We start from the raw sequence: 26,974 nt of genomic DNA, 5'->3' as shown, positions 1-26,974 counted from the left end.
TATGAAACACGTTGACTCTACTCAAGTTCAAAACAGAATGGGAACTCGCTTGTTAATCAATAAACTTGCAAAATCAATATTCTTCCTATCGACGATATTCGGACTCATTGTGTTGGTCATACTCATGTACCGTGTATTGTCACAAGGAGTGGAATGGATTGATTGGCAATTCATCACTGGAAAATTGTCTACGATGGCTGAAAATGCAGGTGTCATGGGGCCATTACTCGGTACATTCTGGCTCATGTTGGTCGTAGCGCCAGTTACCCTTATACTAGGTGTAGGTACGGCAATATATCTTGAAGAGTATGCGAAAAAGAATCGTTTACAATCGTTGATTCAAACGAACATTTCAAACCTTGCTGGTGTACCGTCTATTGTATTCGGTCTTTTAGGACTTACTGTCTTTGTCAAAGGAATGAATTTAGGAAACATTATCTTAGCAGGTGGTCTGACGATGTCTCTCTTGGTACTCCCAATCGTGGTTGTAGCAAGTCAAGAGGCCATCCGTGCAGTACCTCAGTATTTGAGAGAAGCTTCATATGGTATGGGTGCTACAAAATGGCAGACTGTTAAAAATGTCGTTATGCCTGCATCATTACCCGGCATATTGACAGGATCGATCTTAGCACTTTCCCGTGCAATCGGTGAAACGGCACCTCTAGTCGTGCTTGGTATCCCAGCTTTGATCATTCCTTTTCCTGATAACATTTTTGATAAGTTCACAGTTATGCCTTTGCAAATTTACTACTGGACAATTGATTCTGCGTTAGTTGATGAGTACGCAAACTTAGCAGCAGCTGCAATCGTCATCCTATTATTGCTACTGTTTGCTATGAACTCTATTGCAGTCATCATCCGTAACAAGTTTCAGAAGAGATTATAATTTTGGAGGGATATGTCCATGTCCACTATGACTGGTAAAGATAAAAAATTCACTGAGGTTGCTAAAGAGAAAGATACAACAATCACATCAAATAATACAGTTTTTGAAACGAAAGATCTCAACCTTTGGTATGGTGAAGATCATGCATTGAAGGATATCAACCTACAAATTCCTGAAAACCAAGTAACTGCGATCATCGGTCCTTCCGGTTGTGGTAAATCAACATTCATCAAGACGTTGAACCGTATGGTTGAAATGGTGCCGATCGTTAAAGTTTCTGGCTCCATCCAATACCGTGATAAGCGGATTTTCGACCCAAGATACAAAGTTGAAGAGCTACGTACACAAGTAGGTATGGTCTTCCAGAAGCCGAATCCGTTTCCGAAGTCCATTTATGACAATATCGCTTACGGTCCACGTATTCACGGTATCAAAAACAAAAAAGTACTTGATCAAATTGTTGAGAAGAGTTTACGTGGAGCTGCGATCTGGGATGAAGTCAAAGACCGTTTGAACGAAAACGCCTATGGACTATCTGGTGGACAGCAGCAAAGAATTTGTATCGCACGTTGTCTTGCAATCGAGCCAGATGTCATCTTGATGGACGAGCCTACGTCAGCTCTTGACCCGATTTCAACATTGAAGGTAGAAGAGCTTGTACAAGAGCTGAAAAAAGATTACAGTATTATTATCGTTACACACAACATGCAACAAGCAGCACGTATCTCTGACAAGACAGCATTCTTCTTGAATGGAGAAGTTGTCGAGTTCTCAGATACAAATGAACTCTTTTCAAATCCTGAGGATAAGAGAACTGAGGATTATATCACTGGACGATTCGGTTAAGGGGAGTGCATAACATGGTTGTAAGAGAAAGTTTTCAAACCCAACTTGATGAACTGAGAGACTTATTGGTACAGCTTGGCGGTTTAGCGGAAGCTGCATTGGATGAAGCAATCGATTCTTTGAAAAACCAGGATATCGACAAAGCGTTACGCATTATCGAGAACGATAACCGTATCAACGCTTTAGAAGAAGAAATCAATGACAAAGCGATTCTTCTTATTGCGAAGCAAGCTCCAGTTGCGAGTGACCTGCGTCGCATCATCGTTGCAATCAAAATCTCTTCTGATGTAGAACGGATTGCCGACTTTGCTGTTAACATTGCGAAGTCCGTCATTCGCATTGGAAAAGAACCATTGATCAAGGAATTGGTAGACATCCCAGAGCTAGCGGAAATGGCAAAAACAATGCTTGCAGAAGCAATCCAAGCGTATAATGACGAAGACATCATCCTTGCGAAGAAGATGGCAGACCGAGACGATTACGTGGATGAGAAATATGGAGAATTGATCCAAGAATTACTTGGTAAAATGAAAGACTATCCAGACTCCACGAACCAAGTCATTCAATTAAGCTTCATCTGCCGTTACATTGAGCGTGCAGCTGACCATGCTACAAACATCGGAGAAAATATCGTATATCTTGTTAAAGGAAAGCACTACGACTTAAACGAATAGATGAAGGAAGAGGCTGACAGATGTCAGCCTCTTATTTGTAGATGAATTAAAAAAAGAGCTGAACTTCAGCTCTTTTTCCAATAAACCGTTATGGAGATGTGATGGTTTTTGCAATTTCTGCGATGGACATGTTGCTGTTCACTTCATAATTTCCAAAGCGAACTTTTGACTCCATGTTATTGGATCGAAGATAATTCAATAACTCATCACTGCTTTTGATGATTTTTTGATTTTCAAGGAAATTCGTAACTTCCCCAGTAGAAGTCCCTTTTTGGATGACAAGAGTTGTGGAATGAACTTGTTCTTCCTTAGCCTCTTCTTCAGATTTTTCTTTTGTATCTTCAGATGGCTTTTTCTCGCCGGTTTGTGCTGCTTGTAATTGTTCAAACTGCGCTTCCTCAACAGCTACAAGGCCTTCGTTCTTCAAATATGTTTTTACCTCTTCATATGTAATGCTCTCAGATCCTTCTGCCTTCACTTCCTGGTTGTCTGATCCCTGGTAGTGTACGAGGGCCAGGATACCTGCAGCCACGATCAGGCCAGCTCCAAAACCTCTTAACCCACTATTGAACATGTTGATAACCCCTTTATCGAATCTCTTTTCTATCTGTAATCATCAGTTCTTCTTCAAGAACTTTAATTTTCTTATTGATCTGATAAAGTTCTTTCATCAACTGTATAGAAACATTCTCTAATTGCGTTTCAATTTGTTGAGTTTTATTTTGCTTGAAGAAAGAGAGAACGATCAATGCGATCCCTGCGACAAGTAAAGTTATGATGGTGAATTCCATGAAATGCTCCTCCTTTAAAGGTTTTCCTATTCATTTATATCATAGAGTTTGTCGACAGGGTAGAGGTTTTGACAAATCTCCATCATAATTCCTATTCATTTTCGACAAGATTTGCCGATATTTACAAATTTCTACCCCCATTGCAAGTAATAGGCAAAAAATTACGCGTAAACTGTCATGATTGCGTTTACAAAAATAAAATAAAACCCCTGATATATTGCGGTTCTTGACGACCGCAAAGTTCTACAAATTACGTTTATTGAAGCTCTATATGACGGGTGATACGATGTTGAAAAATACATACTAATCATTGCTATAGGAGGTCACAATGATCGAAGAAATCATCGCGTTAAAAGAGCGTGGACTTACACTGAAGGAAATCGCAAATGAATTGGATTTATCCGTGGGTAAAATCCAATACCGACTAAGAAAAGAAAGAATGATTGAAGAGAAGAGATCTGTGCAGAAGCAAGTCTATCGAATTTCTCGAGAGATTCCAACGGCTTATGAGTTGGATCGAATTGTCGCGCTGCCACAGAATCCATATAGCATTTATGCTTATTGGGATATCCAATCCACCACGCAACACATGATTTCTCACCAGTTTACAAAACCATGGACAGAGCTGATGAAGAAGCTTCGGGTCTATGATGTCAGTGACCTTCAATTCAATGGCCATAACAGCCATCGGTTCTTCGACATTCTGCTTCCGGAAATGACCAATAACTGGTTCATCCGAAACTTAGAGGAAAACCGTACATATATCGTGGATGTTGGAGTCGGATCTGAGCATTGTGACTTCTTTACAATCGTCCGTTCAAATCCAATCGAAACGCCGAGATGTGGGCCAAGCCAGGGAAGACATGACGAACCTGTGAAGAGATGGCAGTCTGGAGAACTAGCATCTCCGGAATGGAACGAACACTTCTCGACCTATTCAGTCTATCGGTTGTTGAAATGAAAGGAGGACATACGATGACACCTTATTTCTCATTCGTCCTACATGCCCATCTCCCATATGTCCTGCATGAAGAACCAAATCGATTAGAGGAACGTTGGCTGTACGAAGCCGTAACGGAAACCTATATCCCACTCATTTGGGGTTTTGAAAAGAGTACATCGGATACGCGCTACACATTATCCATTTCACCTCCTGTCCTGGAAATGCTCTCGAGTGAACTATTCCAGGAACGCTATCTTCAATATTTGGACCGCACGATAGAATTGTTGGAAAAAGAACAGGTTTTAAAAGAAGCAGATGAAGAAGAGTTGAACGTCATCCAGTTTTATGATGATCGATTTAAAAAAATCAAGCAGACATTCATGGAATGGAATTGCAATTTAATTTCAGCTTTTCGCTATTACGTACAAGAAGAAAAAGTGGAATGTATGACGTCTACTGCGACTCACGCTTTTCTACCTTTTATCCAGACGGAACAAGGCGTTCGAGCTCAAATCGTATACGGGCTTCAATGCTTCGAACATCATTTTGGTTTTAAACCTGATGGCATGTGGTTACCGGAATGTGCTTTCACACCTGGTCTGGATAAGATTCTTTACGAAGAAGGCGTACGATATACCTTCGTTGATGAGGAAACGGTGCGAACACTCGAACCGAAACCGGACGACATTCATGCACCCGTTTACTCACCACATGGAATCGTCCTTTTTCCAAGGAGAATGGATCTATCTAAGAAGGTTTGGGATTCGAAGATCGGTTATCCAGGGGACTTTGATTACCGTGAATTTTATCGGGATGTCGGGTACGACCGGGATCATGCATACATTCTTCCCTATATCCACCCAGATGGGATCCGTATCGACACTGGCTTGAAATATCATCGAATAACAGGAAAAACGGATGCTAAGGATTTCTACAAACGGGATTGGGCAATGGGGAAGGTTGAGCAGCACGCTCAGGATTTCGTCAGCAGTATCCGTGGAAGTTTTACAGTTGCCGGAGCGAGTGGTCGTTCTGTTCTCTCACTTACATCCTTTGATGCAGAGCTGTTCGGACATTGGTGGTTTGAAGGGCCTGAGTGGATTGAGAGACTGCAAGCTTACGGTTCTCAAGAAAACATCGAGTGGATTACATCGGCTGAATTCATCAAGCGTCATCATGAAGAACTCTCAACCCATCATGCATGTTTTTCTACATGGGGTCGAAACAACTACGGTGAAGTCTGGGTGAATGAGGCTAATGAATGGATCTACCGTCATTTACACGCAATGGAGACCGAGCTCATCAAACAGTTTTCCGTAGTAGATGTGTCGGATGCTTTTAATGAAAAGGTTTTGACCCAGATGACACGAGAATGGTTGCTTGCGACGAGCAGTGACTGGGCATTCATCATGGATCACGAAACCGCTTCTGAATACGCAGCATCTCGGACGAAAGAACATATCCAGGCATTCTATGAACTTAAAGACATATTGAAAGATTCGAGTTTGGAATACGACCGTCTTAAGCCTATAGAAGAACGATTCGGTTTTATGAACTGGCTTGAACCGATGAACCTGTCCTCTGACCATGATGCGTATGTTATGTCCAATCCTATTTATCAGGAAAAACGGGATGGTTTGAACATACTGATGCTTTCCTGGGAATTTCCACCGATGGTCGTTGGAGGGCTTTCCCGTCATGTGTTTGATTTGTCCAAAGCGCTAGTGGAACAAGGACATCATGTATACGTCGTTACATGTGCTGTTGATGGATATCCAGAGTATGAAATCAATCAAGGGGTTCATGTGTATCGGGTTAGAGGAACACAACCGCACCACGATGATTTTTATCATTGGGCAGGAAGTCTGAATCTAGCAATGGCGAACCTCGGACGTCAGTTAGGATCAAAAATCTCATTTGATTGTATCCATGCACATGACTGGATTGTCAGTGTCGCAGCGAAAGGGCTGAAACATCATCTGAACCTACCGCTCTATGTAACGATCCATGCTACAGAACATGGGCGGAACAACGGAATCCACGATGATATGCAAGCAGCGATCCATCATAAAGAGTGGGAATTAATGTATGAAGCGGCGCATATCATTGTTTGCAGTGCGTATATGAAACAAGAATTGAAAGATGTGTTTGAAGTTCCAGCTGATAAAATCACCATCCTGCCAAATGGAGTCGATCCGTTGTTGGTTCCTGAGATTGGAGGGAATGCAGACTGGAAGCGTAATTTCGGAAATCCAGACGATTTTTATGTCTTTTCCTTAGGGCGAGTTGTTCCTGAAAAAGGGTTCCAGCATTTGATAGAGGCTGCTAGCTTGCTACGGAATGATTATCCGGACATCCGATTCATCATCGCAGGTAAAGGTCCTCTTTTAGAAGACTATCGAAGGAAGGTGCGAGCGTATCAATTGAACGACAAAGTCTATTTTGTTGGCTTTGTATCCGACGAGGAACGCAACCAGTTTTTACGACAATCCGACGCATTGATTTTTCCAAGTTCATATGAACCGTTCGGAATCGTCGCACTCGAGGGCATGGCTTCTCAGACACCGATCATCGTAAGTGATACGGGCGGTTTGGGAGACATCGTACAGCATGGTAAAAACGGCTTGAAGGTATTCCCTGGGAATGCGGAAAGCATCCGGGATCAGATTGTGGCACTCTACAATGACCGGGAATTAGGAGATCAATTGGTGCAAGCTGCTTGTGAAGACGTAGATACGAAATACAACTGGACTGAAATTGCTGTGAAAACGACGGAAGTGTTGTCAGGCGCTGTTAAAAAACCGAAGACGGTAGGAGTGAAGTAAGGTGAAAGCAGTCATAATGGCAGGCGGTAAAGGAACAAGGTTACGTCCTCTTACATGTAATTTACCAAAGCCGATGGTCCCAATTCTTGAAAAACCGGTAATGGAATATGCGATCGAGTTGTTGAAAAGCTATGGCATTACGGAAATTGCAGTAACCGTTCAATATTTGCCAGAGCACATCAAACAATATTTCGGAGATGGATCGCGATTCGGCGTTGAGCTGGTTTATTACGAGGAGACCTCACCACTGGGTACAGCAGGAAGTATCAAAAATGCAGAGGAATTCCTGGATGAGCGGTTCATCGTCATTAGCGGAGATGCATTGACAGACTTCAATCTGCAGGATGGCATCGACTTTCATGTTGAGAAAGAAGCTCTCGTGACCATTTTCATGAAACAAGTGGAAAACCCTTTGGAATACGGCGTTATTATGACTGATAAAGACGATCGGATCATCCGATTCTTCGAAAAGCCAAGCTGGAATGAAGTGTTCAGCGATACCGTGAACACCGGCATTTATGTGCTGGAGCCGGAAGTGTTCGATTACCTGGAGGAAGGTGTCCCGACCGACTTCAGCAAGGATTTGTTCCCGATCTTGATGGGTGAGCGCAAGCCTTTGTTTGGATATGCGGCGGAAGGCTATTGGTCCGATATCGGGAACCTTGTGCAATATCGTAAGAGTCATGAGGACTTTTTGGACGGATTGATCAATCTGCCATTGCCAGGAAAAGAGATCATGCCAGGATTGCGTGTAGGTGAAAATGTCGTCATCGAACAGCATGCGGTCGTCAATACGCCAGCGTACATCGGTAGTGGAACGACAGTCCGTCAGCATGCGAAGCTCTATCCTTATTCCGTCATCGGCTCGCATAGTGAAGTGTCATCTGGGTCTTCCATCAAGCGGTCTATTTTATGGAACGACGTATATGTTGGAAACAATTCGGAATTGCGAGGGTCGACGATTGCCAACGGAACGTTTATTGATGAAGGAACAAGTTTATTTGAACATAGCGTCATCGGCAACCAAGTCCAAATCGGTAAAAAAGTGACCATCAAGCCGGAAGTGAAGGTATGGCCGAAGAAAGGGATCCTCGACAATTCAATCATTCAGACCTCTCTGATCTGGGGTAAAAAATCAACGAAATCCTTGTTCAGCAACCATGTCGTAAAAGGGATTGCGAACGTGGAGATCACACCGGATTTCGCTGCGCGTGTCGCTTCGGCTTACGGCGCTTCGATCATGCAAGGGAAGAAGCTCGGCATCGCATCCGACTATCATCCGTTCTCCAGCCTGATTTTACAAGCGTTCGAACAAGGGCTTCATTCCGCAGGCATCCATACCGTCAACTTATCACCGACACTCAGCCCGATGTTCCGATATACGATCGAGCGTGAGAGTTGGGACGGTGGCGTGTTCATCCGGATGGAAGATGTGGATAACAGCATGAAAGTCGTCATCGAGTTTTTGGATGAAGAGGGATATCCAGTCTCATCAGACTTTGAACGGAAAATCGAGAACGCGTTCTGGCAAGAGGATTACCGACGCGCGCCATACGATCGCATCGGCATGAACATACCAGTAGGAGAACATAAGGATTATTACTTGGAAGCTTTGTTTGAAAGGATTAATCCACGTTCTGTTCACGAGAGTGATTTCCATCTGGTCGTGAATGTCCAATTCGATAACCAGGAATCGATCATCGCAAAAATGTTGAAGCGATTGAACTGTCGGGTATTCTCCGTCCCATCGGAAACGACATCGCAAGAAATGATCAATATCGTCCGTGCATCAGGTGCGCATTTGGGTGTCTGGATCGATGATAAAGGAGAAAAACTGAAGCTGCTCACGAACAATGGCAACTGGCTGAATGACGATCAAATGCTTTCCCTGTATGTACTCCTTTCATTGCGCGAGTTGAATGTAAAAGAGTACGCGATTCCGGTCTATGGCTCCTCTGAACTCGATCAGCTGGCTGCTTCTCTGGACGGGAAGTTGATCCGGACGAAAGCAGACGCAAGATCAATCATGAAATTCGGCGGAACAGTCTTGAACGTCCAGTTCGATGCGATGTTCGCGCTCGTATCCATTTTGAATATGATGGCGAATCGTAAAGAGTCGCTCTCTCAACTGTTGAAGCTGTTGCCGGATATCCAGTTGATCCGTGACCAGGTGGACTGTCCAACAGTGGTCAAAGGACGAGTGATGAGAAAGCTGATGGAAGAGACGCGCGATCAGATCACCGATTTGGTGGATGGCATCAAGGTCTATCACCCGAACGGAGGATGGACGCTCATTTTACCAGATATCGTAGATCCGACATTCACGATCTACTCGCAGGCACCGGACTTGGAATTTGCGCGTAAAACGAGCGAATCGTTCAAGAATAAAATCAAGACATACCAGCAGTTGTAGGGTTTTTGGCCGCTGCGAAGAATTAATGATTTTCCCTCTATTAAGCATCTTGATTATTTTTGTCAAATTTGATATCATACAAAGGTGTCATTTTGACGATAAGATTATAAAAACTAACAGTTAAGCGATCGGTCATCCGCTGGGTGATCGTTTCGTACGCTTAAACATTGTAGATAGTTTGGAGGGAAACATTATGCGCGTACAAGTTACATTAGCTTGCACAGAAACTGGTGACCGTAACTACATCACTTCTAAAAACAAACGTACTAACCCAGATCGTATGGAGCTTAAGAAATACAGCCCAAGATTGAAGCGTCACACACTACACCGCGAAACGAAGTAAAACAGTAGGAGCATTCCTGCTGTTTTTTTCTTTTTGTGTGGGGTTTCGTATTTAATATGCAGGATTGGGGCTCTATCCTTCCCCAAAATGAGAAAGCTGCTGATTTCGGTAAGGGTAGGGGCTCTATCCTTCCCCAAAATGGGAAAGCTGCTGATTTCGGTAAGGGTAGGGGCTCTATCCTTCCCCAAAATGGGAAAGCTGCTGATTTCGGTAAGGGTAGGGGCTCTATCCTTCCCCAAAATGGGAAAGTTGCTGATTTCGGTAAGGGTAGAGGCTTTATCCTTCCCCAAAATGGGAAAGTTGCTGGTTTCGGGCAGGATAAACACAGTATCTGCTCTTATCTTGAATAGAACGGCATTATTACAAAATATTCTACTTCTTATTTTCATAGTAAGTTGATGGTCCGAACTTAATTTGATTGAAATTCCTATTTAAACTAGTACGGATCTTCTTTACTGACACTACCATCCCACACCACTCATATATCGCATTGGTGGTTATTTTTTTGTCTGGAAAAAGAAGCTGAAAATCTTCTATAGCTTTTAATACAGCAGGTTCATAAGGTTCTGCGCCATCACACTTATCGCATACCAATGTCGTCTTAGTTAATTCTGAATACATCTGCTGACATTTAGGACAGCTAATCCCTTTCCGGAGCTCATCATAATTGTATTGCGGCAGGCGAGCGTTGGGGTTTTTATCGAGGTGCAGCTTCAATAGATGTTGGGCTATTTTCGTCATACGATTATTTGCGTAGGAACGCTCTTTTTTCATCTCAGCTTTGAATCGGTTCAACTGGCTTGGAAAAATAATCGGTGGATCAAGAGGGGTCTGATATAGCTGAAATTCGGGGTTCATGAAAATCAGACGGGGTTCAATGGGGATTTTCAGTCCAATCATACGTAAGAGTCCTCGCAAAAGTACGGTGTTCCGGTGCAATTGATGCAGTGGATTATTAATCTCTTTTCCTTTCAGTGAGTACCAACCATCTCCTTCAACATAGTAATCGCCTTCAAAATTTTTCACTTCAAAAAGAATGATTTTCTCAGAGGTAAGCAACAACGAATCAATCTGAAATATCGTCTGGTTAAAATCCAGCAACAAATCATTCAACACAATCTTTCCATCCAATAGTGGAGCGAGCCAATCGTCGAATTTGCATTCACCTTCATATCCTTTTTCCGCGTTGAAGTACTTGGTCTGCTCTTGATCGGAGAAGGACTTGCGGTTGTTCAGTGCGCGCAGGATTCTCAACTCCTCCGGCACTCCTCTCTCTTTCATAATCAATAAGCATCAACTCCATTCCATCTTTTTACAATAGCATAGCTCGAACCCATCATACTGACAAGCATTATGTTAAAATTGGTGCTAGGTAGGTGATACGGATGAAAGAACGGAAAAAAGCGTTACGCAAGGACATGCAAAAGCGGCTGTCGGAACTGACGCCAGATGTCCGCGCCAATGAAACGGAACAGATCAGGCAGCAATTATTCGCAACGGATCAGTGGAAACAAGCCGCCACTATTGGGGTGACGGTATCGCGAGGGAATGAGATCGATACATACCCGATCATTGAAAAAGCGTGGTCGGAAGGCAAGACGGTTGCCGTTCCAAAATGCCATGCAAAGGATTACTCGATGGACTTCCGAAAGCTCGAATCCTTCGATCAGCTCGAAGTCGTCTATTTTGGTTTAAGGGAACCGATCGTGGAAAAAACAACCCAAATCGAGCCAAACGAGATGGGCTTGCTGATCGTGCCAGGGCTCTTATTCGATAAAAGCGGATACCGCGTTGGATTCGGTGGCGGTTTTTACGATCGATATCTGGATCGTTTCACTGGGACGACGGTCTCGCTCCTCCACAGCGTTCAGCTTCATGACGAGATTCCTCGTGAGTCGTTCGATCAGCCTGTCGATTTTCTCATTTTCCCGGACCGGGTTCACCAAACGAAAGGGTTCAGAAATGACCACTCATAAGAAAGTGGGCATCATCCTCGCTGGTGGAGAATCCCGCCGGTATGGCACTCCGAAAGCGCTGGAACGAATCGATGGGCTTTATTTTTACGAAAAAGCGATCCAGGTCCTGCAACCGGTGGTCGACGAAATGGTGCTCGTCGCGCATCCCACAATCAAAGGTAGGATCAAGACACCGATTACAGTGGTTACCGACTTACAAAAATACCAGGGACAAGGTCCTCTTGCAGGCATTTACACGGGTATGATGACCATCCCAGGCCACGATTACTTCGTGCTCGCGTGTGATATGCCTGTCATGGAAACGGAAATTTTTCAACAACTATATGCTGTAAAAACGATGCTTCCTCCAGATTGCAGTGTGATTCCGACCGTCGACGAAAAGCTTCAACCGTTGGCGGCGATCTATTCATACGCTACGAAAGAGGAAATTCCCACACTGTTGGACGCAGGTGAGCGGAGACTGACAGATTTACTTCAAAATACAAACTGTGCCTACATTCAATACTCTTCCATCGAACCCTTCAAAAACATCAATAAGCCTGAAGACTATACGAAACTGAGAAACTGACATCCATGTGTGTCAGTTTTTTTTCTTGACGAATCCGTCATTTCATTTTATAGTAGAACCACATTATTACTTAAACGCACAAAAGCATAAAAGTGTTGAAGCGGACCGCAGTAGTTCACTCCTTCAAACATCAGAGACTTAGCGGGTGGTGAGAGCTAAGGAAGGAACGGAACGAAATTACAGCCGTGGAGCTTATAGGTTTCATACCTTTATCATGAACGAGAAGATGCTGTTGAACACATCAAGCAGGGTGGTACCGCGATTCGAATCGCCCCTGTACATGTCGTTGACAGTTTTTTTACGTTTAAAAAGGAATTCATTCATAGATACTAAAAGTGTTGAAAAGGCAGGGTATTCATTATGACAGCAAAGAAGCAGCAGACGTTTGCGTTATTATCATTCGTATTATTGATGGGCATCATCTTATTTTCCATGTTGATATTAAAAACCGAACCGCACATTCCATTGCTCGTGTCCCTTGTGGGTATTGCGATTCTCGCAAAAGCGTTCGGATACAAATGGGACCAGATGGAAAAAGGACTGATTGAAGGAATCACGATCGGAATCAAACCCGTACTTATCTTGATGATTATCGGCATGTTGATCGGTACGTGGATGATGAGTGGGACGGTTCCGACGATGCTATTCTATGGAACAAATGTGATCGATCCGAGCTGGTTTACTTTAAGTGCGTTACTTGTGACGATCATCGTTTCGACCTTCACGGGAAGTTCGTTTACAACGATCGGGACGGTAGGTGTCGCGCTCATGGGACTCGCGATGAGCCTGGGAATTCATCCGGGTCTGGCAGCGGGTGCAATCATCAGCGGAGCATGTTTCGGAGATAAGATGTCTCCTTTATCGGACACGACGAACTTTGCGCCAGCCGTTGCCGGTGTAGCTTTGTTCGATCATATCAAGCACTTGATGTGGACGACGGTACCCGCACTCCTCATCACGATCATCATTTTCCTCGTGATCGGAAGTGGTGGGGAAGGAGCTCAAACGCTCGCATCCATCGAACCGGTACAAAAACAACTTCAGAACTCGTTCAATATCAGTGTGTGGACTTTAATATCTCCGCTCGTCGTCATCATCCTTGCACTCGTTCGATTCCCGACGATTCCGGCTTTGATCATCGGTGTCATCACCGGAATCCTGACCGTATGGCTGATTCAGGGGCAAGGCTCGATCAGTGTGATTTTTAACATGCTGCAAAACGGATTCGAACTGGAGACAGGCGAAGCGACAGTTGATAAAATCGTCAATCGAGGTGGAATCCAGTCGATGATGTGGTCGATCTCACTCATATGGATTGCACTTGCCCTCGGTGGACTGGTGAGAGGGTTAGGGATGCTTGAGTCCTTCGTCAATTTGATGAAAACGAAAATCCGCAATCGAGGGAATACGATTGCCACGACGGCCTTATCGTCCATCGGTGTCAACGTGTTGACGGGTGAACAATACTTGTCCATTTTGATACCTGGGCAAACCTTCAAGCCTCATTTTGAAGAGCAACAGATCGATTCACGGAATCTGTCCAGAACATTAGAAGATGCTGGGACACTTGTGAATCCGTTGATCCCGTGGGGAGTGAGCGGGGCGTTCTTCGCTTCGACCCTTGAAATCAGCGTCCTCGAGTATATGCCATACGTCTTCTTCCTGTTCCTTTCACCTCTGTTCACGATCCTGCTAGGTTATGTAGGAATCGGTGTCGGTGGCGTGAAAGCCACGTTTCAGAGTGATTAAATATGAAAAAGTAGAAGTAAAACAGCTGTTTGGTTCATAACATGTTCCAAACAGCTTTTTTCATTGATATAAGAAACGGAATTGAGGGAGGCTATAACATGGAGAACGTTATGGGTTTTGTGTTGATTAGTGTCCAAGTACTCATCATTTTATATGTGATCTTCAGCCTTGCCGTCATGAATCATAAGTTGAACACGCTTTTGCAGCATTTCAATCTAGATGAAGAAAGCCAGGGGCGTGTATCAAATGAGGAAATTGAGAAGGAATTGGAAGAGCAGGTGGATAATAAGTAAGAAGGAGAGTTTTTGTAGTTGTTTGGAGGGTCACCTTTGTTAAAAAGAAACGGACAAGAACCAAGTACTGAATATGAAGAATACGATCCCATTAAATCAAAGAAACGGTACAAAACCGATAAGTGGTTCGAGTTGCTTTACCGGACAGGCGGAGCCATCATCGTACTTGCGATCGGCATGCTGGTTGCACTCTACTATTGGTTATTTGGATGAAAGGCGGGGCATGAATGAAGAAAGCGTTTATTGCAGGTTTGATCTTTTTGCTCATATTGATTGTCGTCACCTTCACGTCGGGTGATTGGACACTTCTATATAAAATCGGTGGTACAGTCGGACTAGGATCCATGCTCCTCAGCGGTCTTCTTCTAGGAGCATTTGTAAACGGGATGCAGCTCCGGGCGAATTATCTCACTGAAACGAAAAAAGATCGCAAGAACCGCAATCGATATGCATACATGTTGTTTGCTTTCGGCCTGCCGAACTTAGCTGCTGGCATCATTTCTATTGTCCTTTTGTAAGTTCCCATGTTTAAAAATCCTTCAAAACGTGTATTAGACGAGTAATCAAGAATGAAGGAGGATGAGCCATGGGTATTATTAGCAAATTGTTCCGCATCGTCACGTTCATTCCAAGATCACTGATCAGAGCGATCATTCCACGTCGCCGACATCGCCTTTAACTTTTCGAGAAATGGGTGTTTACGACAGTAAAAAGAAGCTGTACACTATAAAAAGTACACAAAAATTCAAAATAATAACGCGTTTTTGACAACAATGCGAAAAACAAATCAGTACTTAGGTACTATAATATTAGAAGGATCAACCACTATTCACCTGTAATTTCCAAAATGCAGGTACGATAGTGGTTGTTTTTATGCAGGATATGACATATAACACTAAAGTTTTCCAGTTCGAAACACCTGGCAAACTTTACGCCCTGTCTAGTTGTGTTAGGATACAAAACGGTGCGCATCATAAGAAATAAACAACTTAGACAAGGAAGTGACTTTTACGTAATGGAAATTACACATAATCCAAATCTACTATGGTTTGTCATTGCTTACGGCATTCTCATGGTTGGATTAGGAATTTACTTTTCAAAGAAAGTTTCAAACAGTGAGGATTTCATTCTTGCTGGTAAAGGATTAGGTGCGCTTGTATTGACAGGGACCCTACTTGCCACTTGGACAGGAAGTGGGAGTATTTCCGGCGGGGAAACCTCGATGGCGTACACCTATGGAATCATTCCAGCGCTTTTGATGGCGATCCCGACATTGGTCGGTATTTTTGTCCTTTATGTCATTGCACCTAGAATACGTGCATTCGGAAAATATACCGTTTCTTCTATCCTTGAAGAAAAATACGGTGCGTTCGCGAGGATGTTGGCAGGAATCATCATTATCCTTGCATACGTCGGTATTGTTTCCTACCAGATGAAAGGTTTCGGATTCATTCTTAATCTTACGACGGGCATTTCGGTAGAGGTAGGAACAATCATCGGTGCAGCATTGATCATTTTCCTAGCGACAATCGGTGGACTCCGTTCCGTGGCGCCAACCGATGCTATCAGTGCATTCTTGATGGTAGCAGGTCTTGGAATTACGTTGCCTACGATCTTTGTCATCGCAGGTGGCTGGGACAACATTGTGGCGAATGTACCGAAAGAGCATTTGACCTTCAGCGGCTCATTGACAAACATCCAGCTGTTAGGATATCTGCTCCCTTCATTGTTCCTATTGCTTGCTGACCAGAACATGTATCAGCGTCTTGCATCATCTAAAGGGGACAGCTCTTCGAAAAAAGCACAAATCGGATGGCTCGTTGCCATGCTACTCATTTCACCAACAATCGGATTGATCGCTTTCGCATCACGTTCTCTTTTCCCGAACATTGATCCGGGAATGGCTCTGATGGCGACAACTGTAGCGATGCCGACGTTCGTTGGAGGAATCTTGCTGGCTGCAGCTACAGCATTCATCGTGACGACAGGGAATTCATATCTGTTGTCAGCAGCTACGAACGTAACGTATGATATTTTTGGGAAGTATCTTAAGAAGGATGCAACGGATCACCAGTTGCTTAAGATGACAAAATGGTTCATCGTCATTCTTGGTTCCCTTGCATATGTCATCATCAGCTTCTTCCCAACTGTATTGTCGGTTCAAATGTACGCTTACACTGTCTATGGTGCAGGAATTACACCAGCCGTGTTGGCAGTCTTCTTCTGGAAGCGCGTCAACCTGTATGGTGGAGTTTCATCCATGATCGCCGGTGTCTTGACGACGCTAATCTGGGAAATCCCATTGGCGAAACCATTTGAACTGAACAGTGTTCTATTTGCTGTCCCTGTTGCAGTCATCGTACTGATTGTCGTTACACTTGCTACGACAAAACCGACGAAACAGGATTAATGGAAAAACAATCGAATAATTGAAATGAATACTGGTAAAAGGTTGTGGTCTGAAATGAATCAACGGTTAGAAAGTTTCTCGAAATGGTTGCAAGAGAGTGGACAAACATTCGCGTTCATCCACTCTTCTGCCAATGTCTTTTATCTATCGAATTTTGAATGTGAACCGCATGAACGGTTACTCGGAATGTTCGTTTTTCCAGACAAGGAACCATTCCTCGTTTGTCCCGGAATGGAAGTGTCTCAGGCAAGAGATGCTGGATGGAAATACGAAATCATCGGTCACGGCGATGCGGACAACCCTTGGGATATGATCCACTCGGCGTTGAAGGATCGCGGTGTTACAGAAGCTGATCATGTGGCGATCGAAAAAGAAACGCTATCTTATGAGCGTGCCGAACAGATCATGAAGCGTTATCCATCTGTCACGTTCAACAGTGCAGAGGAAAAGCTTCACGAACTGCGTCTGATCAAAGACGAAGATGAGCTGAAGATTTTACGAAAAGCTGCTGAATTGGCAGACTTCGGTGTAGAGACGGGAGTCAATGCACTCCGAGAAGGATGCACCGAGATGGAAGTCCTTGCAACCATTGAGTATGAGTTGAAAAAGAAGGGAATCCGTGAAATGTCGTTCTCGACGATGGTCCTGTTCGGTGAAAAATCCGGCCAGCCACACGGTAACCCTGGCGACCGCAAATTGAAAAAAGGCGATCTCGTATTGTTCGACTTAGGTGTCGTGTTGGACGGTTATTGCTCCGATATCACTCGGACTGTAGCGTTCCAGGAGGTCAATGACAAGCAGAAGGAAATCTATGATATCGTCTTGGAGGCTCAACTTGAAACGTTGAACATCTCCAAGCCGGGTACGAGACTCGGTGATCTTGACCGAAAAGCGCGTGATATCATCACGAACGCTGGTTACGGAGATTTCTTCCCGCATCGTATCGGACACGGCATCGGAATCGATGTCCACGAGTATCCTTCCATGAGCGAGAACAACGACAATCTCCTCAAAGAGGGTATGACGTATACGATTGAACCAGGCATTTATCTTCCTGATATCGGCGGCGTCCGAATCGAAGACGATGTGCTAGTCACAAAAGACGGATATGAGACGTTGACGAAGTTTCCAAAAGAACTACAGATCGTTGGAAAATAATGAAAAACCCTGCAAGCGCACCATGCGCTTTGCAGGGTTTTTTTCATGTTTGGTGGTCTTGATATCGGGATTTCTCTTTTTTCATTACCAGTTAGTGGTTGTCATCAAGAACTTTTCCCATTCTCAGAGTGCTCTAGTAAATGTCTTGCATAATTCTTCAAACAATATCAGATAGTATAGAGGAAAGGTGGAATGGTTGATGAGATATGGATTCATGAAATGGCTATTGTTTTTTGTCGGTGCAATATTGGTTTATCAAAATCGATACAAGCTGTTGAATATGATCTTAGGCATGAAGTTTCTACGTTCCATTGCAGTTCGCGGATTCATGAAAGTACCTGGTGTACGTGAAAAGTTCGTCCAGGACCTTTTCTAGCTGGACGAACTTTAAGGATCGATGTATTGAACGAGTTGGACATTTCTGCCTGACTTCGTTTCTGTTAAAACCAAGAGATGCGTCATATCTTTGCTCACAAGGATAAGCGGCAGACTGCTCCCAATCGGAGATTCGACTTCTCCGGTTTCATTTTTCACCCCTAAAAAGTAATTCTTATAGATTCCTTCCCATAACCCACCGATCACTTGGTCGGTTTTTTCTTTTGACAAGCCAGGTAAGGGTACCATGGAATAATCGTACAGCTTCGTCAGAGGAATCATGTAGTAATTCTCAACCGGAACGTTGAAGTATTTAATCAAATTATGCCAGATGACTTTCAGCTGTTGATTGGTCGCATGGTCCAGCACTTTTTTATTGATTTCATCTTCCTTCGTCTCTGGTGTCTTGAACGATTCCAAAGGCTGAAGAGGTGAGTCAATTACATAGAGTTCATCGTAACTCATTGTCTGAGCGCTTTTGATGATATCATTAGGGTGGTGCAGCTCAGCATGATGAAAGCTGATCGCTTCGAAATGACCACTATCTTCATTTGTAATAATCTTTTTCTGTTGAAGTGTATCGGCTTCTTGTTCCCATTTGGAAAGGGTATCTCTCAGCATCCCGTCTTCATATAAGAGCGAAATGTCCTGCCTTAAATATGCCTTTTTCCCAAGGGTAGAATCCACTTTCCATTGGACCGTATATTCATCTTCATCTTTTTCCTCTAAAATGTTCACTTTCGTGTTTGCATTGGAAAAAGACACATCCGGATCGATCGGAAAATAGATAATGCTTTCTTTTACATCCGAAGATTGGTTATGATACATATAGAAGGAAGTTGCAGTAACTGCTGCAAGCAGAATGAATAAGATTCTTTTTCTTTTCATACCTTTAAAACCTCCGTGGACAATCCGTTCCATATTAAAATATGAGCGTGTCCGGGAGTTTAGAAGGAATAGTTTGTACATAGGGGGATTTACCAATGAATGAAAACATCAATACGACAGAAATCATGGAACTGATCAAAGGTCTGGTCACGATTCCTAGTCCATCCGGTAATACGGATCGCGTGATCAGTCATGTCGATGAATTCTTCACGAAGTTAGGGATCGAAACAACCCGCAACCACAAAGGCGGATTGTTGATCACTTTACCTGGGAAAAATAACGAGCAGCATCGTTTCCTGACGGCACATGTCGACACATTAGGTGCGATGGTGAAGGAAATCAAGCCGAATGGCCGATTGAAGCTTTCCATGATCGGTGGATTCCGATGGAACCATGTAGAAGGGGAGTATTGTGAAATTGAAACGTCGCAAAACGAAACCTTCACAGGTACGATCTTGATGCATCAGACATCCGTCCATGTGTATAAGGATTCTGGAGAAGCCAAACGGGACGAGAACAATATTGAAGTACGCTTGGATGAGCGGGTCTCTTCAGCAGATGATGTCAAAAAGCTCGGCATTTCAGTAGGGGACTTCGTTTCGTTCGATCCTAGAGTTGAAATGACGAAGAGCGGATTCATCAAATCCCGACACCTTGACGATAAAGCGAGCGTCGCACTCCTCATGCATGTGGTGAAACAATTGAAAGAAGAGGGTATCGAACTCCCTCACACGACGCATTTCTTGATTTCTAACAATGAAGAAATCGGATACGGAGGAAACTCCAACATCCCGGTTGAAACGGAAGAATACTTAGCAGTCGACATGGGTGCGATCGGTGACGGGCAGTCGACCGATGAATATACGGTTTCCATTTGTGCGAAGGACTCAAGTGGACCGTACCATTTAGGATTGAGGAAGCACCTTGAAAATCTTGCGAAACAGAACCAAATCCAGTATCAAATGGATATCTATCCTTATTACGGATCGGACGCATCTGCTGCGATCCGCGCTGGATTCGATGTGAAGCATGGATTGATCGGTCCTGGTATCGATGCTTCGCACGCCTTCGAACGTACACACGAGACTTCCTTGCTGCACACTGGACGCCTCATCTACCATTACTTACGATCTGAAATGAACAGCTAAAACTTGAACGGAAAGAACACTGGCTTCAGCCGGTGTTCTTTTTTAACTCCTAATCCTGAAGTATGCCAGCTCACAAATTAGTTAATGATGGTAATTGAAAGGATGGGGAGTTATGCCACACCATAAAGATGTACCGCCAATCAAAGATTACGAATCAACCGTTGAATATTGTAAAAAAGAACTCGGCATCGGAATCAGCTTCGATCAGATCCATCTCGAAATGGAGTATGCCGGTCGGAAGATGAGTTTCTTCATGATTGATGGTTTTGTAAAAGATGAAATCATGCACTACTTGATGAAGCTATTATCGGAACTCGATCCTGATCAGATAGAACCGGATCCGCTCACGAAGCTGATGCGCACACATTTACCCTATATGGAAATCGACACAGAGGATGATCTCGATAAAGCGATCGACTTTTCTCTAGGTGGTCCGACTCTCCTTATTGTAGAAGGCGTAGATACGGTCATCGTCATCGATGCCCGTACCTATCCGGTGAGGGGACCATCAGAACCGGATCTTGAACGGGTCGTCAGAGGTTCAAGAGATGGATTCGTTGAAACGATCATTTTCAATACATCGTTGACCCGAAGGAGAGTACGAGATCGATCTCTCCGTATGGAATATATGAGTATCGGGCGGCGTTCCCAAACGGACATATGTGTCTCTTATATTGAAGACATTGCAGACCCTCATATTGTTGAGAAAATCAAAGACTCCCTTTCGAAGATTGATACGGATGGATTGCCGATGGCTGAAAAGACGATCGAGGAATTTGTCTGTGGACGACATTGGAATCCCTATCCACTTGTCCGGTATACAGAAAGACCAGATACAGCTGCGGTTCATTTATATGAAGGACATGTGCTGATTTTTGTCGATGGATCTCCAAGTGTGTTGATTACTCCGGCGACATTCTGGCATCATTTGCAGCACATGGAAGAGTATCGACAAAAGCCGATTGTCGGTGCATATTTGAGGCTCGTTCGATTTTTAGCGGTATTTTTGTCGATCTTTTCACTGCCGCTCTGGTACTTGTTAGCGGTGAACCCCGATCTCATGCCTGCTACATTAGCTTTTATCGGACCTGAAGAGGTGGGGGACGTACCGCTTATCTTCCAGTTCATCATCATTGAGATCGGACTGGATATATTGAGGATGGCGACCGTCCACATACCATCCTCTCTTGCAACAGCACTTGGATTGGTCGCTGCCATCTTGATCGGGCAAGTTGCGGTTGAAGTAGGGCTTTTCATTAACGAAGTCATCCTTTATATCGCGATTGCGGCATTAGGGTCATTCGCAACGCCAACTTACGAGATGAGTTTGGCGAATCGACTCGTCCGACTGGTTCTTTTAATTGCGACCGCCTTGTTCGGTGTCGCTGGTTATGTATTAGGGACCACATTATGGATCATCATGCTTGTCAGATTGAAGTCTTTCCACATTCCATATTTATGGCCGTTCATCCCGTTTTCTTATAAAGGATTCCGAGACGTTTTGATCCGCTCTCCAATCCCTTTGAAAAACCGGAGGCCGACCGTGTTACACCCGAAAGATCCCGACCGGTAGAGAAGCAGATATCTGCTTCTCTTTTTTACATTGAGGCAATAAACAGACGAGGAGAGCCTTTCTTAACAAACGAATAGTGATATAATACGGATGGGTGAAATCATATATGAAGACATTATTCGATGTACAAAACATATTGAAACGCTTCGGTACATTCATTTATACGGGTGACCGCGGAGCGGATCTCGAAATGATGCATGGGGAGCTGCAAGAGCTCTTTCAGAATGGATTGATCCAGAACGACGAATTCCGCCTGGCCATTCTGATAATCAAAAGCGAACAAAGCAAGTTAAATAAATTGAATTAAAAGGATGAGACATATGGAAAGACTGTCGATTGGAGTTGACCTAGGAGGCACGACGATCAAGATGGCAATCGTCGACTTCAAAGGGACAATTGTGGAAAAATGGAACATTCCAACGGATACTAATAATAATGGAAGAAACATATCGAATGATATCGCAAATTCCATTCAGGAAAAGTTGCAATCATTGAATATAGATCCTTCTCAAATTGAAGGAATCGGAATGGGAGCACCTGGCTTCATTAACATGACGAACGGATTCATCTATAAAGCCGTGAACCTTGGCTGGGAGAACTATCCGCTAAAGGATGATCTCGAAGCAAAGACAGGTTTGACGGTTCATGTAGACAATGATGCGAACATTGCAGCGCTCGGAGAAATGTGGATGGGCGCTGGGAACCAGGCCTCCAATATGATTTGCATCACCCTCGGAACTGGGATCGGGGGCGGAATTATCCTAGATGGTAAAATTCTTCACGGGGTGAACGGCATGGCTGGTGAAATCGGGCACATTACGTCGATTGTGGATGGAGGTGCTCCTTGCAATTGTGGAAAGACGGGTTGTTTGGAAACGATTGCATCAGCAACCGGCATCGCGCGCATTGCGACAGAAGGTCTCGATCAGCATCCAGAAAGCAAGCTTCATGCGGTTTTATCTGAAAAAGGTAGCATTACATCTGAAGAGGTGTTCACGGCAGCTGCAGAAGATGACGAATGGGCGCAGGAAGTCATCGGCATCATCACACATCACCTCGGATTGGCGATTGCAAATATGTCTGCTGCACTAAATCCTTCAAAAATCGTCATCGGCGGTGGCGTTTCGAAAGCGGATCATGAATTGTTGAAACCGTTGAAAGAAGCATTTGCAAAATATGCGTTACCAAGAGTGTATGAAGGTGCGGACTTTGCCATCGCAAGCTTAGGAAATGACGCTGGCGTGATCGGTGGAGCGGGTCTCGTATTCAATGACACCCCGTAAAAGTTGACGGGATATCCTCTCATAATGGACTTTTGAATCGAATACTATACCAATCAACAACAAAAGGGTCTATAGTTAAGACCCTTTTTCATATTCATTCGACCGAGCGCGTCATCACGAATGGAAAGCACGAAGAGAAGCTTGGCATAGCCAAGTTTCTTCTTGTTTAGTAGTAAAATAGTTTTGGGTTATCTAGAGAGTAGTACAAAGTTCCGTTCATAAATGTGAAAAAAGTGTGAAATATCACCAAAAAACGGAAAATGACAAAACTTTTTTCTTATTCATACGTCTATAGGTTTAAGACTATTTTTTGTTGGGGAATAAATATTCTAGTGTTTGACAAGCTATTTTACAATATCTTGAAAAAGTTCAATTTTCACTTGAAAAATTGTTTGAAAGGGAGTAATATAACAATCATGTGAAAAACGAGTGAAGAAACTTTTGAGATATTATTAAGATTATGAACCGCTTAAAATGACTAAAATAACGAAGACATCATTGTCAAGGAGGTAACAATACGATGCTGAAAAACACCCTATCAAAATATCAGATTCTCATCATCACAGGTGTTTTGTTATGGATCAAATCGTATCTTGTTTACAAAGTTTCATTTGACCTGAAAATCGAAAATGCGATACAAGAACTAATTCTATTGATCAACCCATTAAGCTCAGTGGTCTTCATTATGGCGTTTGCCCTCTTTTTCTCAGGGCGCTCCCGTAATATTGCCACTCTAATATTGAATTTGATCGCCTCATTCATTCTGTTCGCCAATATGGTCTACTACCGTTTCTTTAATGATTTCATTACGATTCCGGTATTATTCCAGACAAGCAACATGGGTGACCTGGGTAGTAGTATTACATCGTTAATTTATCCATTCGACCTACTATTATTCGTCGATCTTATTTTCATCGCCGTCTATATGAAATTGCGTAAAATTGAAGCGCCGAAAGTCTCTTCTAAAAAGATCGGACTCGCGTTCGCTTCCAGCTTGATCATCTTCATCGTCAACGTAGGTATTGCTGAAACGGAACGTCCACAGTTGTTGACACGTTCATTTGACAGAGAAATGTTGATCAAGAACATTGGTACGTATAACTACCATGCTTATGATGCAATCATCCAATCCAAAGCTAAAGCTCAACGTGCGCTTGCGGATGGTAGTGAGATTGCTGATATTGAAAACTATGTAAAAGCAGATTATAAAAAGCCAGACCCTGAAATGTTCGGTGCCGCAGAAGGCAAGAATGTGGTCATGATTTCTCTTGAGTCTATCCAGAACTTCGTTATTGATAACGATATGGATGGCCATGAGATTACACCTTTCTTGAACCAGTTGAAGAAAGACAAAGATACATTCTATTTCCCTAACTTCTATCACCAAACGGGTCAAGGAAAAACGTCAGACTCTGAGTTCTTGTTGGCGAATTCCATGTATCCTTTACCAAGTGGAGCTGTATTCTTCACTCACTCACAGAATGAATACCAAGCTGCTCCTGAAATGTTAAAGGAAAAAGGATATTACACGGCAAGCCTACATGCGAACAACAAGAGTTTCTGGAACCGTGACATCATGTATAAGTCACTTGGTTATGAGCGTTTCTACGATATCAATGATTATGATGTAAAACCTGAAGAATCGATTGGTTGGGGAATGAAAGATGAATTCTTCTTCAAACAATCCGTCGATCATATGAAAGAAATGCCTGAACCTTATTATACGAAGTTCATCACATTGACGAACCACTTCCCATTCAGTCTTGAAGAGGAAGACGAGTTCATTCCAGAGTGGAATTCAAATGACGGTACCGTCAACCGTTACTTCACGACGGTACGTTATACGGACGAAGCTGTGAAAATGTTCTTCGATAGCTTGAAGAATGAAGGTATGTATGAAGATACGATGTTCGTCCTATATGGTGACCATTACGGAATATCCGAAAACCATAACAAAGCGATGGGTGAATTCTTAGGTAAAGAAATTACACCTTTCGAATCTACTCAATTGCAGCGTGTACCGATGTATATCCACATTCCTGGTAATGGAAAAGGGAAAGTGATGGATACTGTCGGTGGTCAAGTGGACCTTCGTCCGACGATCATGCACCTTCTAGGTATTGAAACGAAGAACACGATCCATTTCGGATCTGACCTGTTCTCTAAAGAACGTCAAGACTTCACTGTCCTTCGTGATGGAAGCTTCATTACGAAAGATCACGTGTACACGGACAACACATGTTACGAAAAAGAAACAGGTGAACCTGTCGAAAAAGAAGCATGTGAACCGTTCATGGAAAAAGCGAAGAAAGAATTGGATTATTCTGACCGAATCATTTATGGAGACCTTCTCCGTTTCTTTGACTCAAAAACGGGTCAAATCAAGCAAGAAGAGTAGGAGTAACAAGAGCCGCACCGACAAATTCAGTTGGTGCGGCTTTTTATATCTTCGATCCAGTGCCAGGTACCTCAAAAGATCCCTTACAGGGCAAGGGCTTTTGACTGGTACCTGGCACTTTTTTATGATGCTATACTCATAACAAGAAGAATTTGTCCATATACATGATGGGAGAATGGTTTTTGGAGGGAATCTACCATGAAAGTGACTGTACGGAAAGGAGATAGTCTTTGGTATTTCGCTAAAGTATTCAATGTACCCTTGCGTCTTGTCATTGATTCGAACCGCTCAATCGACCCATCTCAACTGCAGATCAACCAGCAAGTTGAGATTCCTGGCTATGTACAAGAAAAGTATACAATCCAGAGAGGTGATACATTTTATAAGATAGCGCAAAGGCGGAAGATCCCTCTGGACGCGCTTACGATCATGAACCCGAATACAGCACCAAGCAACCTTCAAATCGGCCAGATCATCCTTGTACCGGTCCGAGTCCTCCAGCCGATCGTGACACCTAAAATGGACTACGACTATTCTACAATGATGAATCAATTGAAAAGGCTCAATAGTATATATCCATTTATGAAGATCAGAAGCATTGGCCGGTCTGTACTGGGAAAAAGCATCCCAGAAATCCAAATCGGCAATGGCCCGAAGAAAGTGCATATGAACGGTGCTTTTCACGCACAGGAATGGATTACGACAGCGGTACTGATGAATTTCTTGAACGACTATCTTCTCTCGTTGAACAATCAGTGGTCGATCAGAGGATTGAACATGTCTCCATTTTATGATGGTGTAACTTTATCCATCGTTCCTATGGTAAATCCGGATGGGGTCGATCTTGTGTTGAACGGACCACCTGATGATGACTACTATCGAGATTATGTAATAGAGCTGAACAATGGAAACCCCGATTATTCAGGTTGGAAAGCGAATATTCGTGGAGTGGATTTGAACAATCAATATCCAGCGAAATGGGAAATAGAAAAGGCTAGAAAACCGCAAAACCCAGCCCCGAGGGATTATCCGGGGGAGGAGCCTTTAAGTGAACCAGAAGCAATCGCTATGGCGGAATTGATTGAGGCGGAGGATTTTGACCGGGTCATCGCTTTTCATACGCAAGGTGAAGAAATCTATTGGGGTTATGAAGGTCTAGAGCCTCCATACGCAGAGACGATCGTTCAGGAATTTGAGCGAGTGAGCGGTTATAAGCCTGTCCGCTACGTTGATAGTTATGCAGGATATAAAGACTGGTACATCCAGGAATGGCAAAGACCAGGCTATACAGTAGAATTGGGAGAAGGGGTCAACCCGCTGCCCATCAGTCAATACGATGAGATTTATCAAGAAAGCTTAGGCATCATGCTGGCCAGCTTATATATGTGATAGAAAACCAAACCTTTTTGTAGGTTTGGTTTTTTTATGTAATGG

26 protein-coding genes are annotated in these 26,974 nt (G+C 43.5%); 22 read left to right on the top strand and 4 right to left on the bottom strand.

Annotated elements, in window-relative coordinates; all coding sequences use genetic code 11:
• The first annotated feature begins 1 nt into the window (after position 1).
• From pstA to phoU, 3 genes are read left to right on the top strand one after another with little or no spacing between them, the layout of a single operon-like run.
• A complete protein-coding gene (pstA, locus tag ACSVDE_RS09720) occupies positions 2 to 886 on the top strand; it encodes a phosphate ABC transporter permease PstA (RefSeq protein WP_226546475.1) in 885 nt (294 codons plus the stop codon).
• Positions 887 to 904: 18 nt separating this feature from the next.
• Positions 905 to 1,732 carry a phosphate ABC transporter ATP-binding protein PstB gene (pstB, locus tag ACSVDE_RS09715; protein ID WP_439300715.1) on the top strand — a complete coding sequence of 276 codons (828 nt, stop codon included), beginning with the start codon at positions 905 to 907 and terminating at the stop codon, positions 1,730 to 1,732.
• 14 nt (positions 1,733 to 1,746) lie between these two features.
• Positions 1,747 to 2,406, top strand: a complete 660-nt coding sequence (gene phoU, locus ACSVDE_RS09710; protein WP_439300714.1) for a phosphate signaling complex protein PhoU — start codon at positions 1,747 to 1,749, stop codon at positions 2,404 to 2,406.
• A gap of 88 nt (positions 2,407 to 2,494) precedes the next feature.
• Here the strand turns inward: phoU and ACSVDE_RS09705 are convergent, their stop codons facing one another.
• A complete protein-coding gene (locus tag ACSVDE_RS09705; RefSeq protein WP_439300713.1) occupies positions 2,495 to 2,980 on the bottom strand; it encodes a hypothetical protein in 486 nt (161 codons plus the stop codon).
• Positions 2,981 to 2,993: 13 nt separating this feature from the next.
• On the bottom strand, positions 2,994 to 3,197 hold the full coding sequence (locus ACSVDE_RS09700; protein WP_226546471.1) for a hypothetical protein: 204 nt from the start codon (positions 3,195 to 3,197) through the stop codon (positions 2,994 to 2,996).
• Between the two features lie 328 nt (positions 3,198 to 3,525).
• Here ACSVDE_RS09700 and ACSVDE_RS09695 point away from each other — a divergent pair, with 328 nt between their 5' ends.
• The 4 genes from ACSVDE_RS09695 to rpmG all read left to right on the top strand — a co-directional run bounded on the left by ACSVDE_RS09695 (position 3,526) and on the right by rpmG (position 9,721).
• A complete protein-coding gene (locus ACSVDE_RS09695; protein ID WP_439300712.1) occupies positions 3,526 to 4,158 on the top strand; it encodes a DUF4912 domain-containing protein in 633 nt (210 codons plus the stop codon).
• Between the two features lie 14 nt (positions 4,159 to 4,172).
• On the top strand, positions 4,173 to 6,965 hold the full coding sequence (locus ACSVDE_RS09690; RefSeq protein ID WP_439300711.1) for a 1,4-alpha-glucan branching protein domain-containing protein: 2,793 nt from the start codon (positions 4,173 to 4,175) through the stop codon (positions 6,963 to 6,965).
• A gap of 1 nt (position 6,966) precedes the next feature.
• Positions 6,967 to 9,378, top strand: a complete 2,412-nt coding sequence (locus ACSVDE_RS09685) for a sugar phosphate nucleotidyltransferase (protein ID WP_439300710.1) — start codon at positions 6,967 to 6,969, stop codon at positions 9,376 to 9,378.
• Positions 9,379 to 9,571: 193 nt separating this feature from the next.
• Positions 9,572 to 9,721 (top strand): 50S ribosomal protein L33, encoded by a 150-nt coding sequence (gene rpmG / locus ACSVDE_RS09680; RefSeq protein ID WP_221565576.1) that lies wholly within the window; start codon positions 9,572 to 9,574, stop codon positions 9,719 to 9,721.
• Positions 9,722 to 10,093: 372 nt separating this feature from the next.
• Here rpmG and ACSVDE_RS09675 read toward each other — a convergent pair whose 3' ends face one another.
• Positions 10,094 to 11,002: a nuclease-related domain-containing protein gene (locus tag ACSVDE_RS09675; RefSeq protein WP_439301972.1), complete on the bottom strand. Its 909-nt coding sequence runs from the start codon at positions 11,000 to 11,002 to the stop codon at positions 10,094 to 10,096.
• 104 nt (positions 11,003 to 11,106) lie between these two features.
• On the opposite strand from ACSVDE_RS09675, the gene ACSVDE_RS09670 reads away from it, so the two are divergent.
• The 9 genes from ACSVDE_RS09670 to ACSVDE_RS09630 all read left to right on the top strand — a co-directional run bounded on the left by ACSVDE_RS09670 (position 11,107) and on the right by ACSVDE_RS09630 (position 18,251).
• Positions 11,107 to 11,697, top strand: a complete 591-nt coding sequence (locus ACSVDE_RS09670) for a 5-formyltetrahydrofolate cyclo-ligase (protein ID WP_439300709.1) — start codon at positions 11,107 to 11,109, stop codon at positions 11,695 to 11,697.
• The gene (locus tag ACSVDE_RS09665) at positions 11,684 to 12,265 is read left to right on the top strand and encodes a molybdenum cofactor guanylyltransferase (protein ID WP_439300708.1); all 582 of its coding nucleotides are present in this window, start codon (positions 11,684 to 11,686) and stop codon (positions 12,263 to 12,265) included. The genes ACSVDE_RS09670 and ACSVDE_RS09665 overlap by 14 nt, the downstream gene beginning before the upstream one ends.
• Before the next feature lie 360 nt (positions 12,266 to 12,625).
• Positions 12,626 to 14,014 carry a Na+/H+ antiporter NhaC gene (gene nhaC / locus ACSVDE_RS09660; protein ID WP_439300707.1) on the top strand — a complete coding sequence of 463 codons (1,389 nt, stop codon included), beginning with the start codon at positions 12,626 to 12,628 and terminating at the stop codon, positions 14,012 to 14,014.
• A 98-nt stretch (positions 14,015 to 14,112) separates the two neighbouring features.
• Positions 14,113 to 14,307 (top strand): hypothetical protein, encoded by a 195-nt coding sequence (locus ACSVDE_RS09655; RefSeq protein ID WP_439300706.1) that lies wholly within the window; start codon positions 14,113 to 14,115, stop codon positions 14,305 to 14,307.
• Between the two features lie 36 nt (positions 14,308 to 14,343).
• Entirely contained in the window at positions 14,344 to 14,520 is a 177-nt protein-coding gene (locus ACSVDE_RS09650) for a hypothetical protein (RefSeq protein WP_439300705.1), read from the top strand.
• Positions 14,521 to 14,534: 14 nt separating this feature from the next.
• A complete protein-coding gene (locus tag ACSVDE_RS09645; protein ID WP_439300704.1) occupies positions 14,535 to 14,825 on the top strand; it encodes a DUF5316 family protein in 291 nt (96 codons plus the stop codon).
• A 497-nt stretch (positions 14,826 to 15,322) separates the two neighbouring features.
• The gene (locus tag ACSVDE_RS09640; protein WP_439301971.1) at positions 15,323 to 16,717 is read left to right on the top strand and encodes a sodium:solute symporter family protein; all 1,395 of its coding nucleotides are present in this window, start codon (positions 15,323 to 15,325) and stop codon (positions 16,715 to 16,717) included.
• 54 nt (positions 16,718 to 16,771) lie between these two features.
• Positions 16,772 to 17,875 (top strand): M24 family metallopeptidase, encoded by a 1,104-nt coding sequence (locus ACSVDE_RS09635; protein ID WP_439300703.1) that lies wholly within the window; start codon positions 16,772 to 16,774, stop codon positions 17,873 to 17,875.
• Between the two features lie 199 nt (positions 17,876 to 18,074).
• Positions 18,075 to 18,251 (top strand): hypothetical protein, encoded by a 177-nt coding sequence (locus ACSVDE_RS09630; protein ID WP_439300702.1) that lies wholly within the window; start codon positions 18,075 to 18,077, stop codon positions 18,249 to 18,251.
• 11 nt (positions 18,252 to 18,262) lie between these two features.
• On the opposite strand, the gene ACSVDE_RS09625 is transcribed toward ACSVDE_RS09630, so the two are convergent.
• Complete coding sequence (locus ACSVDE_RS09625) at positions 18,263 to 19,138, bottom strand: hypothetical protein (RefSeq protein WP_439300701.1); 876 nt, start codon at positions 19,136 to 19,138, stop codon at positions 18,263 to 18,265.
• 95 nt (positions 19,139 to 19,233) lie between these two features.
• On the opposite strand from ACSVDE_RS09625, the gene ACSVDE_RS09620 reads away from it, so the two are divergent.
• From ACSVDE_RS09620 to ACSVDE_RS09595, 6 genes are all read left to right on the top strand, one after another.
• Positions 19,234 to 20,286: a M42 family metallopeptidase gene (locus ACSVDE_RS09620; protein WP_439300700.1), complete on the top strand. Its 1,053-nt coding sequence runs from the start codon at positions 19,234 to 19,236 to the stop codon at positions 20,284 to 20,286.
• Between the two features lie 112 nt (positions 20,287 to 20,398).
• The gene (locus ACSVDE_RS09615) at positions 20,399 to 21,859 is read left to right on the top strand and encodes a spore germination protein (protein WP_439300699.1); all 1,461 of its coding nucleotides are present in this window, start codon (positions 20,399 to 20,401) and stop codon (positions 21,857 to 21,859) included.
• A 106-nt stretch (positions 21,860 to 21,965) separates the two neighbouring features.
• Positions 21,966 to 22,166: a YqgQ family protein gene (locus ACSVDE_RS09610; protein ID WP_439300698.1), complete on the top strand. Its 201-nt coding sequence runs from the start codon at positions 21,966 to 21,968 to the stop codon at positions 22,164 to 22,166.
• A 13-nt stretch (positions 22,167 to 22,179) separates the two neighbouring features.
• Complete coding sequence (locus ACSVDE_RS09605) at positions 22,180 to 23,142, top strand: ROK family glucokinase (protein ID WP_439300697.1); 963 nt, start codon at positions 22,180 to 22,182, stop codon at positions 23,140 to 23,142.
• Positions 23,143 to 23,662: 520 nt separating this feature from the next.
• Positions 23,663 to 25,540 carry an LTA synthase family protein gene (locus tag ACSVDE_RS09600; RefSeq protein ID WP_439300696.1) on the top strand — a complete coding sequence of 626 codons (1,878 nt, stop codon included), beginning with the start codon at positions 23,663 to 23,665 and terminating at the stop codon, positions 25,538 to 25,540.
• A 198-nt stretch (positions 25,541 to 25,738) separates the two neighbouring features.
• Positions 25,739 to 26,929, top strand: a complete 1,191-nt coding sequence (locus ACSVDE_RS09595) for a M14 family metallopeptidase (RefSeq protein WP_439300695.1) — start codon at positions 25,739 to 25,741, stop codon at positions 26,927 to 26,929.
• Positions 26,930 to 26,974 lie beyond the last annotated feature (45 nt).

Origin of the sequence: Pseudalkalibacillus sp. Hm43 (assembly GCF_051842935.1) — a bacterium.
GTDB lineage: Bacteria > Bacillota > Bacilli > Bacillales > Fictibacillaceae > Pseudalkalibacillus.
The sequence above is the reverse complement of the archived record's forward strand: the minus strand, read 5'-3'. Positions and strand labels throughout refer to the sequence as shown.